A 12604-nucleotide genomic window follows, 5' to 3' on the forward strand; every position below is an offset into this window, starting at 1 on the left:
TTCAGCCGGCGTGCCGCTGCGCGGCGACCGGTGAGCTGTCGATGACCTCGATCACTTCGCCGTCGATGTACTCACCGCGACCGCGGTAACGCTCGTCGTGGTTGATGTAGATGACCTGGGTCGGGAAATCCATCGGGGTGAGCCGACGGCCGAACAGGGCGTTGGCCGCCGGGCGCACCGCGCGCCGGGTGAACGGCACCAGCATGAGCGCGCCGAGTACGGAGCTGGCCAGCCCCGGCACCACGACCAGGACCGTGCCGAGCGCCACCAACAGGCTGTCGGTGGCCAGTGTCGGGTCGGCGGATCGAGCGCTCAGCGCGTCGGACAACCTGCTGAAATGCCGGGTGATCTGCGTGCCCGCGATGGCCAGGCCGACGGCAAAAGTGGCCAGCAGCGCCAGCAACGTCCAAGCCACACCGATGGTCGAGGCCAGGGCTGCCAGCACCGCGACCTCGACCAGGGCATAAACCAGAAATAGTCGCATCGCCATGCACTGGACAACGCGGAAACGCCGGAATTGGTTCCTAGCCGCCGGGAAGCGGCTCGACCTCGATGGCGGCGTGCACCTTGTCGACACCGCCGCGGATGATGGCCTGCGGAATCCACCACCAGGCGTGCCACCAGTAGCGCCTGGTCACCATGTCGAAAACGCGCTTGGTCTCGGACTTCGGCAAGTTGCGTGCGATGGCCTCGACCGGTTCGCCCTTGACCTTTCCGAGCGCGCCGCATTTCTGGATGGTGACCCGCGGCGTGTTCTTGATCCGCTTGGTCTTCCACGAGCCGTCGTCGGTGCTGATCAGCAGCTTGCCCTCGTGCGGCACGCCCCAGACCGGCGTCGGCTTGGGCCGGCCGTCCTTCGTGAAGGTGGTCAGCAACAGGTACTTCTCGCGGTACACGTCTTCGAACTTCGGAGCCATGGCTCTAGAAGACCACGGTTTCGTTGCCGTGGCGCAGGATCCGGTCCTGACAGTGCCACAGGACGGCCCGGGACAGCACCGCGCGTTCCACGTCGGCGCCCAGGCGAACGAGTTCTTCGACGCTGTGGGTGTGGTCGACGCGCACCACGTCCTGCTCGATGATCGGGCCCTCGTCAAGGTCCTCGGTCACATAGTGCGCGGTGGCGCCGACGAGCTTCACGCCGCGCTCCTTGGCCCGCCGGTACGGCGTGGCGCCGACGAACGCCGGCAGGAACGAATGGTGGATGTTGATCAGCGGACAGCCGATGGCCCCGAGGAACTCGGGCGTGATGATCTGCATGTAGCGGGCCAGCACCACCAGATCGACGTTGCCCTTGAGCAGCTCGAGCTGGCGCTGTTCGGCCTGCTCCCGGATGTCGCGGCTGGCCGGGATGTGCACGAACGGCACCCCGAACGCCCGGACCTGCTCGGCGAGGTCAGCGTGGTTGGAGATCACCATCACCACGGTCATGTCGAGTTCGCCGCGACGGTTGCGCCACAGCAGGTCGAGCAGGCAGTGGTCGGCGGTCGACGCCATGATCGCCACCCGCTTCGGCTTGGACGCGTCGGCGAACCGGTAGTCCATGTGAAATTCGTCTGCCACGGCCTGGAATTCGCGCTCCAGGTCGGGCTGCGCCGCGGCCAGCCCCGGCAGATGGAAGACGGTGCGCTGCAGGAAGACACCGTCTTCCGGAGCCGTCGAGTGCTGGTCCAGCGAGATGATGTTGGCGCCGGAGCGGGTCAGGAACGTCGACACCGCGGCGATGACACCACGACGATCCGGGCAGTTCAGCAGTAGCCGCCCGATGTCCTTGTGGCGCGGCAGCTTTGGCGCGCCGGCAGGGAATTGACTCACGCCGCCCGCAGCTCCAGCGCGACGTTGTTCTCCATGCCGCCGCGCAGCTTGGAGAAGAAGTTGAAGGCCTTGCCGAGCAATCCGTAGCGCTTGCCGATGCCGTCGTAGACCGTGCCCAGCTGCGACTTGTCCAGGATCGCCGCCGTCGCCTCGACGGCCTCGCTCTTCGGGTTGCCGCGCATGTCGCACTTGGCGACCGTCACGCGCGGGGTGTTCCGGATCCGCTTGACCTTCCAAGCCTTGGCCTCGGAGATGACCAGCAGCCGGTCACCGTCCGGGACCGCCCAGACGGCGGTCGGCTTGGGCCGGCCGTCCTTGGTGAACGTGGTCAGCAGGACGTAGTTCGCGGTGGCGACATCGGCGAAGGTGAGGGCCATGGCGCAACCATAATCCAAGGTCATCCATCCAGCCCGTCCCCGGTCACCTGCCGAGATTGACGAAATGGTCGCTTTCTGTGCGGCGGTTTCTAGGAGTCTGCTGAATTAGTTGGGTTTGGGGCGGAGCGTCTCAAGCGCTCGTTGGCGCGTGGGTGAAGTCAGACCCCGAGGTCGATAGATGCGAGATCGCCCCGCCACCATCGACTGTGGCATCGGTTGCCTGGGGTGGCAGGAGGTTGGTCGCCCTGCCGTTAGGCGATGGCCCAGGTGGTGCCCGTGTGCGTCAGGCCCAAGGTGATCAGCCGGCGCAGGTTGAGAGCGGCGGCGCGGTGGTGCAGCCAGTGGTCGTTTTTGATGGTGCCGCGGTAGCGGACTTTGCGGTTGCCGCGGGTCAGCCAGGCGATGGAGCGTTCCACCATGGGCCGGTGTTGGCGGTACTCGTCCCGCCACTGGGGAGTGCGCGCTGCTGCGCGGGCGGCACGCATCAGCGGTTCATGTTCGCTGATGGTGAGTTTGCGTCCCCGTACTGCTGTAGTGCATTGAACCGCCAACGGGCATGAGCGACAGTATTTTTCGAATTTTGCGCCACCGCTGGGCGTGATGGTGACGGTGTGTGCGGCCGGGCAGGTCACGGTGCGGGCATCGAAATCGATAGCGAAGTCATCGCTGGTGAACCCGCCGGGCACCGGGGCCCGCAGCGGCAGCGGTTTGATCACCGCCACATGGTTCATTTCTGCCAATGCGGCGCGGGTGGCGCCGGTGCCGTAGGCCGAATCACCGAGCACCCGCACCGGGGCATTCTCATCCTGGAGCAGCCCCAGCCCGACGACCGCTTCGTGGTTATCCGGGCCACTGGCTTTGGTCAGGGCACAGTCGGTGATGATCCCGGTATCGGGTTCGATCGCGATGTGGGCCTTGAAGCCGTCTTGGCGGCGGTGCACCGTTTTGTGGGCGTGGCGGGCATCAGGATCCACGGTTGAGACGACCCGGTCCGGGGCGACTTTCTGGGCGATGCGCCATTGCCCGTCGGTGCCATCAGAACCCTCGATCGGTTCGACGTCCTGGCCGGCGATCAACGCCAGCAGGGCCACCGCTTCGGCGGCCCGCGGTCCCAGCTCCTGCTCGGGCAGATGCCCCAGCAGCCGGTGCGCGTCGGTGACCAGTGCGTCGATGAGCTGATCGCGGGCGGCTTTGTCGTTCCAGGCGATCGCTGGTTTACCCGGGTCGTCGTAGTTGTGCGCGGTGCAATGGTTTTCGATCACCTCGGCGGCACCAGGAACCTCACGGCGCACCCGGCGGATCGCGGCGATCAACTGAGTCACGGTGTCCTGGGTGGCCACCGCGTCATCGAGGACCGTGGAATCCAACGCCCGCCGGGTCTTGCCCGCCAACACCGCGGTCTGCGCGACCACGGTTCGCACTGCCTCGAAAATCCGGTTGGGGCGATCTGAGGCCGCGAGCCGGCGTCGCCAATAGGTCAGCGTGGTGGAGTGGAATGCCGGCGCGGTGACCGGCAACCCGCACGCAGCTTTCCACCGCAGATCGAAGGTCACCGCATCCACCGTGTCGTTGTCCGAGAACCCGTGCAAAGCCTGCAGTGTGATCACCGAGGCCATCACCTCGGCCGGCACGCTGGGTCGGCCCCGCCGCGACGGGAACAGATCAGCGAACATCTCCTCGGGAAACAGCTCGTGGCGATGGGCCGCCAGGAACGCAAACACGCTGTCGGGCTTCAGAAGATGCCCGGCCACCGATTCGGCATCCAATAACTCACGCTGATCATCAGAGCGACCCTGCACCCCTCAATCATCGGTGAAACCCCAGGACAACCCCTGGCGCCACACCCGATTAATTCAGCAGACTCCTAGTGTCCTGCGCCGTAAATTAGTTGATTAATTGTAGAATTGGCGGGTGGGAACCAGGGGTAGGCCGGTAGTCGAGTTGGTGTTGACCGACGACGAACGTGAGACGTTGCAGCGGTGGGCCCGTCGATCGAAGTCCTCGCAGGCGTTGGCCCAACGTTGTCGGATCGTGTTGGGTTGCGCGGCAGGGAAATCCAACAAGGAAGTCGCCGCTGATGAAGGTGTGTGGCCGCAAACGGTCGGCAAATGGCGTGGACGGTTCCTGGAGGCGCGACTGGAGGGTCTGGCCGATGAGCCGCGTCCTGGTGCGCCGCGCAAGATCACCGACGAGGCGGTCGAGCAGCTGATCGTGGCCACGTTGGAGCGTCAACCCAAAGGCGCCACGCACTGGTCGCGGTCTTCGATGGCGGCTGAGACCGGGTTGTCGAAGTCAACGGTCGGACGGATCTGGAAGTCGTTCGGCCTCAAGCCGCATCAGGTGGACACCTTCAAGATCAGCAACGACCCGCAGTTCGTCGACAAGGTCCGTGACGTCGTGGGGTTGTATCTGGACCCGCCGGAGAAGGCACTGGTGCTCTGCGTCGATGAAAAATCGCAGATCCAGGCCTTGGATCGCAGCGCGCCGGTGCTGCCGATGATGCCCGGCATGCCCGAGCGCCGCACCCATGACTACGTGCGGCACGGAATCACCACCTTGTTCGCCGCCCTGGATGTGGCCACCGGCGAGGTCTACGGCTCGATTCACCGCCGGCACCGCGCGATCGAGTTCAAGAAGTTCTTGACCAAGTTGGACAACACCGTGCCCGCTGACCTGGACGTCCATCTGATCTGCGACAACTACTCGACGCACAAATCGCCGACAGTAACCAAATGGCTTGCCGCCCATCCCCGATTCCACATGCACTTCACCCCGACCTACTCGTCGTGGCTCAACCAGGTCGAGCGGTGGTTCGGGTTACTCACCGACCAGAAACTGCGCCGCGGCGTTCACCGCTCAATTCAGGCCCTCGAGAAGGACATTCGCGAGTGGATCGCAGACTGGAACGACAACCCCCGCCCGTTCAACTGGACCAAGACCGCCGACGAGATCTTCGAACGACTCGGTTCATATCTTCAACGAATTCCCGGCGCAGGACACTAGGGGTCGTCGCAACACTGCTGGTTATCGAGTCAGTAGTAGATCACGCAAGCGCTCGGCTGGGGTGTCCCAGTCGAGCGTTTTACGTGGGCGTCCGTTGAGTTGCTGGGCGACGTGTTCGAGGTCTTCGGGTCCGAACACACTCAGGTCGGTGCCTTTGGGGAAGTACTGGCGCAGCAGGCCGTTGGTGTTCTCGTTGGTGCCGCGCTGCCACGGGCTGGCCGGATCGCAGAAGTAGACCTGCATGTCGGTGGCTGTGGTGAATCCCTTGTGTCCGGCCATCTCGGCGCCTTGGTCCCAGGTCAGCGATCCCCGCAGATGCTCGGGCAGGGTCATCATGGTGGCGATCAGCCCGTCGCGAACCGTTTCAGCGTCATGGCTGCCGGGCAGGTGCACCAGCATCGTGTAGCGGGTGGTGCGTTCGACCAGGGTGCCGATCGCGGTCTTGTTGAGTTCACCCATGATCAGGTCGCCCTCCCAGTGCCCGGGTACCGCCCGATCCTCGATGTCGGGCCGGTCGGCGATCATGAGCATCGGGTCGACGAACCGCTGGTAGCGTTCGCCGGGTTTGCGTTGCGGTTTGCGTGTGGTGCGGCCGGACCGAAGTGCTTGAGCCACTTCCTTTTTCAGCCCACCACGGGCCTGAAAATACAGGGCTTGATAGATCGTTTCGTGGCTCACCCGCATGCTCTCGTCGTCTGGAAAGTCCTTGACCAGGCGATGCGAAATCTCTTCCGGGGACCACCGCTGATCCAGCCCCTGTTCGACCTGTTCCCGCAGCCTCTGGTTGGTGACCAGTTTGGACTCTTTCGGCCGTGACCGGGCCACTGCGGCCGCCGCATCGGCCTGATACGGCAGATACAGGCCCTCGATACTGCGCTCGGTGATTTCGCGGGACACCGTGGACTTATGCCGGCCGATCATGTCGGCGATCGCGGTGCGGGCCAGCCCGGCGGCCAGTCCATCAGCGATCGCCAGCCGATCAGCAAGCTGCAAATACCTGCTAGCCGACTCGTCATCAGATGTGGTTTCAATATGGGCTGCACGGGTTTTCACCGGTCGTGTGTACCGCCTGCCGGTGGCGGCATCGCTGACCGTGCCATCGGGATGCACCCGCGTGTTGCCGACTCGCCGGTCCCCGTACCGCCAACGCTGGCCTGTCTTGACATGGACCTCAACCTCACGGGCCGCCCGCGTGACAGACCAACCTTCATTGAGCAGTGCAAAGAACCGAGCCCGCGCAGCGGACTTACCCCGCCGCTGCCGCTCGGGCTCGATCAAGCCCTGATCAACGAGCACCTTCCGAACTGTGGAATGCGCCCGACCGACCGCCTTGGCGGCCGCGTTCACCGAGCCGGTCTTGATGAACACATCGGCCACCTGAACCGGATCAACGCCACACATGCCCGGTCTCAGTGGACCCAGCGGCTGCCCCATCGCCCGCAAGATCGCATACACCCGTGGCTCCGACAACCTCAATGCCTGCGCCGCTTCCCGCACCGACACGCCCTCGTCGATCAGCTTTGCTAGCTGATCATCACGCCGAGAACGTTCCCCCGAAAACGACACGATCGCCGCAACCCCTCACATTCATGAGTGTTGCGACGACCGTGTGAACCCGCCTGCCCGCGAGCGACCATTTCGTCCATCTCGTGGCCACTACGGGACATTCGGCCCACGATCGCAACTGCACGGCGAGATTCAGGCGGGATTTGCGCCACCCAGTTGCGTTCGCGAACGCATCCGGGGTCCCGCACGCGCGATAGGGCGAATGCGTGTCAGGGCTGTTGGTTGACGACGGGGTTGGCCAAGTTGGGCGCGAACGCCGAATCGCAGCGACTTACCTTGAACCACGACCGCACGTACTGGGAGTTCGTGTCTGCGCCCGGAAGCGGGTTGTCGGTGAGGTACTTCACGAACCAGCCGGTGAGCCCGTCCCACACGGAGATATCGCCCTTGGGGTGAAGGTCCCGCCCCAACTCGGCGACTGTCCACATGTCCTTCGCTCTGTTGGTGCGCATTGACGTTGTCACCCAATTTGATTCGTCATCCGCACCACCACGGGCAACGGGAATGACGTGGTCGATGGTCGGCAGCAGTTCCCAAAATGCGATGTGCGTTTCAGTCATCTTCCAATTCGGGTGAAAGAGGAACACATCTGGCAAAAGAACGTGGATGAGGCGCAACACCCCCGGATTGACGAGCCGCTGCCCGGTGTACCGATCGATGAATCCGTCCCGGCGAAACACGGCGAGCTTCTGGGCATCGGAATACCTGCGGGCCGCCACCTCGACGGGCGCGTGGGGGTAGCGACTGCTGATGATGTGCCGGGCGGCGAAGGCGCCGTTTGCAGCCAACTCAGCGCATACAGCTTCAAGCGCGCCACACCCGTCCGCCGATGGCCGCATGTGTTCGCCCATGACCTCCGCCCTGGTCCAAATTACTCCAAGGAAGATTAACCGACCTGGCAACGGCGCACCCCGTCATCCGGATACTGTCGGAACAACCGAGGGGCTTCGGTCGGTTGCCGACAGAAGCGACAGGAATGTGGGGCCACCGGTACCGATGACATCTGCCGATCCAGCCGATTCACTCGTGGCAGCTCTGGCCGCGGTGCGGATTCCCGCCGAAAACCATCCATTCATCCGCCGGTTCACAGGTCGAGTCGGCATCGTCGACTACCGGGCCGTTCCCTCGCCGGACAAGCCGTACATTCGGGCCGTCCGAGGGGACGGCCTCCCCGACTTGCATATCTATTACGGATACACGACTGGATTCACCTCCGAAGCGGAAGTAATCGACGCTGCGGGCAACGGCGCAGGCCGTGGACGCAGCGCCCGGAAAGGCACGTGGTACGTCGAGCACCCGACGAATCGAATCTGGCACGGCCAGGAAGACCGATCGCGCGACAAACGGAGGCAGGCCGGCTTCTGTCAGTGCGGTATGCAACTGTCGGTTACCGGCATATGCGGTTCATGTGACTGAAGGAGTTGAATTACTGCAATGGCCCGACTCGGCATCGACAGAGACTTCCTGCTCGAATTCGCGAAACTGGACCGACCTGTGGCCGCAAAGGTCCGTGAGGTCTTCGGGAAGTTCGCCGAGGCGACACACACCGGCATTCACCTGGAGCCGATCAAGTCGGCAAGAGACAAGCGCTTGCACTCGATCCGGATCGACGGCTACTGGCGCGGGGTCGTGCTCAAGCAGGATGACGGCGACATCTACACGCTGCTGACGGTCCGTGGGCACGACGAGGCCTACGAATGGGCGTCCCGCCGCTCGGTATCTATCAACTCGGCGACGGGCGCCATCGAACTCCGAGATGTCACAGCGCTGGACGAGCTGAGTTCCATGCAATCCGAGCAGAGGGCATCCGAACCAATCTTTGCGCATGTTAAGGACAGCGTGCTCACCCAGTTGGGCATCGATGATTCAGTCATCAAGTTTGCACGCACGCTTACAGAGGTCGCCCAACTGGATGCAGCGAAAACACTTCTGCCACAATCTCAGTGGGACGTACTATGCGGCCTCGCCGCAGGCCTGTCCCCCGATGAAGTCTGGGCTGAGGTCGCTGCCAACACTCCGACGGAAATCGACATCAATGATGTCGACGCCGCAGTGGAACGCACCAACAGTCGCATAGTCGTCGTTGATGGGCCTGACGAGTTGATGGCGGTGTTCGAACGCCCTCTGGATCTCTGGCGAGTGTTCCTACACCCCACCCAGCAGTTGTTGGTGGACAAGCAATTTTCCGGCCCTGCCCGAGTGACCGGCGGCCCCGGAACAGGCAAGACCGTCGTCGCGCTGCACCGGGCCTATCGACTCGCAGAACGCAATGACGGACGTGTACTCCTCACAACGTTCACGTCCACACTGTCGGCCGCGTTGGACGCAAGCCTCCTCCTTCTCGCAGATTCACCCGGCCGAGACACCAATGCTCGCCACAGAATTGACATCTTGCACATCGACAAACTCGCCAATCAGCTGGTTCGCGAGCAACACGGACACCTGACCATCATCAATGACGCTCAACAGGCGGGGCTGTGGCAAGAAGTCATTGAGCAGCGCGGCGCAGGGTTCACACCGGCCTTCGTCAGCCAAGAATGGCGTGACGTCGTGCTCGCGCAGAATCTAGAAACGCCGGACGACTACCTCGACACGCGACGCTCGGGTCGAGGTGTCGCGCTGTCCGGCCGACAGCGCCAGGCGGTATGGAAAATTATGGATGCCTTCGACGTCACGCTACGCGAACGCAAGCTCTGGACGCACGAGTCCGTGCTACGCGAGGCGGTCCGGATAGCGAAGGCAAAAGGCACCAAGCCATTCCGACACGTAGTGGTCGACGAGGGGCAAGACCTCAGCCCGATGCAGTGGCGCCTGCTGCGTGCCGTTGCCCCAGTCGGCACCGACGACATGTTCGTTGCCGCCGATTCACACCAGCGGATCTACAACAACTACGCAAGCCTGCGGTCACTCGGCATCCACATCGCCGGCAGATCCAGTCGATTGAAGGTCAACTACCGCACGACTGCCGAGATTCTGGCATGGAGCCTGGGCATAATGCGAGGGGAGCCGATCGACGATCTCGATGAAGGACTCGACACGCTCGCTGGCTGCCGGTCAGAGGTCCACGGCGAGGCGCCGACATTACGCGGGTTCACCACTCGCCAGCAGGAATTGACCTGCATCGCCGACACGGTGGAAAGCTGGCTGCAGGGCGATGTGGCCGCGAGTGAAATCGGCATTGCAGCACGGACCAATTTCTACGCCGAGCGCATCTCCGAAGAGTTGCGGTCACGGGGCATCCCCGTCCGCGCCCTTTCAAACTCTGGTGGCGACTCGGTGTCAGTGGGAACCATGCACCGGATGAAGGGACTGGAATTCCGGTGTGCCGTAGTCGCCGGTGTCAGCGATGGTGCCGTGCCATTGCCGAACGCGGTGCGGGCAGCCGACGTTGACAAACAAGCCCACGCGCTGGACTTATTGCGCGAACGCAGCCTGCTGTTCGTGGCTTGCACACGTGCGCGGGAGGATTTGGTGGTCACGTGGAACGGCACGCCGAGTGCATTCCTTGATGCCACAATCCGACGCGAGTGAAGCGATCACGACGCCGACCCCCACCACGCCGTCCGGTCGTAGGCGTCGAAGATAAGGCGTTTGGTCCGGCCCGCACTCGGTCATCCGAGAAGCCCCACTGCCCTCAACGCAGGTGCCAGATCGTCATTGCTTTCAACCTTGTGCCCATTTTCGAGGCTCTTCAGCAGTGCTCCGCGTGTTCCAATCCCATCGACATGAAATACCGACAACGCACGGCAGATCGGACAGGTCATACCAATCATGAACGGGCGCATGAGATGTAGCGCTCCCGAAAGGTCTCGAATATAGAGACTTCCGCGTTCGACATTCGACTCTGCAACCGAAATATGCTCTGCCGGAACGACTGGATGATCGCCCGCAAGCCTTCTGTAAGTCGCCTCCCCAGTACCGCGCAAGGCGTCCCACCGGGTGTCCTCGACGAGGATAAGTGAAACGTCGGCAAGAAAATCCGCTCCCTGGAAAAGCGATTCAACCTCGCGGGCCAACGTCTTGCAGACTTCCGGAAGATCAACCTCGTCGACCCGCCGTTGGTGTGCTTCGTCGTTACGTACCCTTACGACATACCGAATTGCAGACTCGCATCGTTGCGCGAAGCTACGAAGCTCAGCCAAACCAAGAGCATTGTCTAGCACAGCAAACTTTCGACCCTGGAATTCAAGCAGTGCATTGTGCCAGTCCCCGACCGTCGGACCTTCTCCACGACCTAGCTTCGCCCGAATAGTGCCAGCGGCAGCGGTCTCAATGCCGGATTCCCGGGCAAGCGCAAGCCCAGCCAGGGCAAGGTACCCAAGTAGCTGCTCAGCCACGTCCAGCTGGGAGTTTAGCGCCTCTCGCGTCGGCCCCGCCGACAGGTGAGATTCGGCGACCCGCCAGCGGTAGGCAAGCGGGTACGGAAATTGCGTCCGAACGAGGCCAGGCAGAGTCTTGACGCCAGTCGCAGCTCGCACCGCCCAGCGCAGTTCGCGAGTTCCCTGCAGAAAGTTCGTTCGAAGTACCCTAGGTTCGGCCCCGATGAATATCGAGTCCAGTGCCGTAGCCGCGTCGCGCGAGAGTTCGTCGCCGAAGTCACGCGCCGAACGGACCTCCTCATATGCCTCGGTGATGTCCGCGTCAGGAAGGGGGACCCGCTCGTCCGCCAATCCCACAGGGGTCACCTTGATCAGGTGCCCTTTTGAAAGACGTGCGGCCAGTTCTGAACCGATATACCGAAGGACGAACTCCTCCGCTGTGATTGAGACAATTCCGGTGGAGCGAAGAATGAGCGTCGACTGCTCGGGGACGGCCGGTAGGTCTTCGTCGTGAACTCGAGCCCACACGAACCCGCCGCGGCGACCTAGTGGTTGCAGCGCCCGAACCAGCACATCGTCGGCCTTCAGGAGTTGGGGCGGATTCTCGATGAACTTTGTAGCCGCATTGGCGAGCCCAATCCGGTTGTCTCGCTGAATGTCCCTGCCAGTGATAACTCGAACGGACGAGTGGGTACTCCGAAGCAAGAGCTCTCGCGGATCGATTCGTGGTCCGGCCTCCACCGTGAATACGTCGCCTAATCCAACAACAGACCCAAATGAACCAAGATCGCCACGCATCGCGCGGAGCCTCGGGTCATGGAGTCGATGGTCGAACCTTGTACCTGAAATCCCTTCGCGTAAAACAAAGCCGAAGCGGGACGATCCACCCTCACGCCGCATCAGCCTGCGAAAGTCTTCAAGTATCACAGCCGGTTCAGCCTGCTCACTCGCCTGGAACATCCTGGTCGGTTGCGCGTTGTCAGACCGTGCAACCAGGCAGAGGATCGTCGATGAAAAGGAAGAATGGACACCAACGAGGTTTCCGGAGATGGAAGCAATCAGCGAAAGGTGCCAGCGCCCAATAAGTTGGTTTCGAAATTGCTCGTATTGACGGCTGATTAGTACTGACGTAGGTAGCAGCACCACCAGCTGCGAGCCTGCAACTACTTCGCATTGCAGGAGCATTGATTCGAACGTGGCACGTTGTGGGTGATGCTCTCGGACCCACGGCGGCAAGACAATTGTAGTGCGGCCCGGCTCGCACGCGTTGACGAGTTCCGCGGTCCGCGACGGCTCGGCTTCGACAACCTCCCACTCCGAAGCCAAGTTCGGAATCATTGCAGCTGTCTGGCGATCGGCAACGACAAACGGCCGAGCATCCTCACCAGCCGTGAGTCGAAGCATCTCCAACAGCAGGTTAGGAGAACTCGCCGCGATGTCGCGTCCGGGCTCGGACCCCGTCGCCTCACCGTCGGACACCAACCCATCGCCGCTCATTGTCGACGCCCAGCGTGGCCGAACTGCGGC

The 12604-nt window shown here is 62.8% G+C and carries 10 protein-coding genes; 2 read left to right on the top strand and 8 right to left on the bottom strand.

What is annotated here, in order from left to right; all coding sequences use genetic code 11:
- Window position 1: 1 nt before the first annotated feature.
- From ACZ5IQ_RS18260 to ACZ5IQ_RS18280, 5 genes are all read right to left on the bottom strand, one after another.
- On the bottom strand, window positions 2-490 hold the full coding sequence (locus ACZ5IQ_RS18260; RefSeq protein ID WP_133427186.1) for an FxsA family protein: 489 nt from the start codon (window positions 488-490) through the stop codon (window positions 2-4).
- Between the two features lie 34 nt (window positions 491-524).
- Window positions 525-917, bottom strand: coding sequence for a PPOX class F420-dependent oxidoreductase (locus ACZ5IQ_RS18265; protein WP_061002374.1), 393 nt, complete (start codon window positions 915-917; stop codon window positions 525-527).
- A gap of 4 nt (window positions 918-921) precedes the next feature.
- A complete protein-coding gene (gene purU, locus ACZ5IQ_RS18270; protein WP_205848870.1) occupies window positions 922-1812 on the bottom strand; it encodes a formyltetrahydrofolate deformylase in 891 nt (296 codons plus the stop codon).
- Window positions 1809-2189: a PPOX class F420-dependent oxidoreductase gene (locus tag ACZ5IQ_RS18275; RefSeq protein ID WP_133427185.1), complete on the bottom strand. Its 381-nt coding sequence runs from the start codon at window positions 2187-2189 to the stop codon at window positions 1809-1811. The genes purU and ACZ5IQ_RS18275 overlap by 4 nt, the downstream gene beginning before the upstream one ends.
- Window positions 2190-2440: 251 nt before the next feature.
- Complete coding sequence (locus ACZ5IQ_RS18280; RefSeq protein WP_135357805.1) at window positions 2441-3988, bottom strand: IS1182 family transposase; 1548 nt, start codon at window positions 3986-3988, stop codon at window positions 2441-2443.
- Between the two features lie 112 nt (window positions 3989-4100).
- Between ACZ5IQ_RS18280 and ACZ5IQ_RS18285 the strand changes: the two genes are divergently transcribed.
- Window positions 4101-5192 carry an IS630 family transposase gene (locus ACZ5IQ_RS18285; protein ID WP_036429724.1) on the top strand — a complete coding sequence of 364 codons (1092 nt, stop codon included), beginning with the start codon at window positions 4101-4103 and terminating at the stop codon, window positions 5190-5192.
- 21 nt (window positions 5193-5213) lie between these two features.
- Here ACZ5IQ_RS18285 and ACZ5IQ_RS18290 read toward each other — a convergent pair whose 3' ends face one another.
- Window positions 5214-6410, bottom strand: a complete 1197-nt coding sequence (locus ACZ5IQ_RS18290) for an IS30 family transposase (protein ID WP_135357029.1) — start codon at window positions 6408-6410, stop codon at window positions 5214-5216.
- 557 nt (window positions 6411-6967) lie between these two features.
- Window positions 6968-7609, bottom strand: a complete 642-nt coding sequence (locus ACZ5IQ_RS18295; protein ID WP_244602324.1) for an HNH endonuclease — start codon at window positions 7607-7609, stop codon at window positions 6968-6970.
- A 583-nt stretch (window positions 7610-8192) separates the two neighbouring features.
- Between ACZ5IQ_RS18295 and ACZ5IQ_RS18300 the strand changes: the two genes are divergently transcribed.
- Window positions 8193-10289 carry a 3'-5' exonuclease gene (locus ACZ5IQ_RS18300; protein WP_464480059.1) on the top strand — a complete coding sequence of 699 codons (2097 nt, stop codon included), beginning with the start codon at window positions 8193-8195 and terminating at the stop codon, window positions 10287-10289.
- Window positions 10290-10369: 80 nt separating this feature from the next.
- Here the strand turns inward: ACZ5IQ_RS18300 and ACZ5IQ_RS18305 are convergent, their stop codons facing one another.
- Complete coding sequence (locus tag ACZ5IQ_RS18305; protein WP_135356561.1) at window positions 10370-12556, bottom strand: hypothetical protein; 2187 nt, start codon at window positions 12554-12556, stop codon at window positions 10370-10372.
- Window positions 12557-12604 lie beyond the last annotated feature (48 nt).

The sequence above is a fragment of the Mycobacterium toneyamaense genome, from assembly GCF_055384815.1.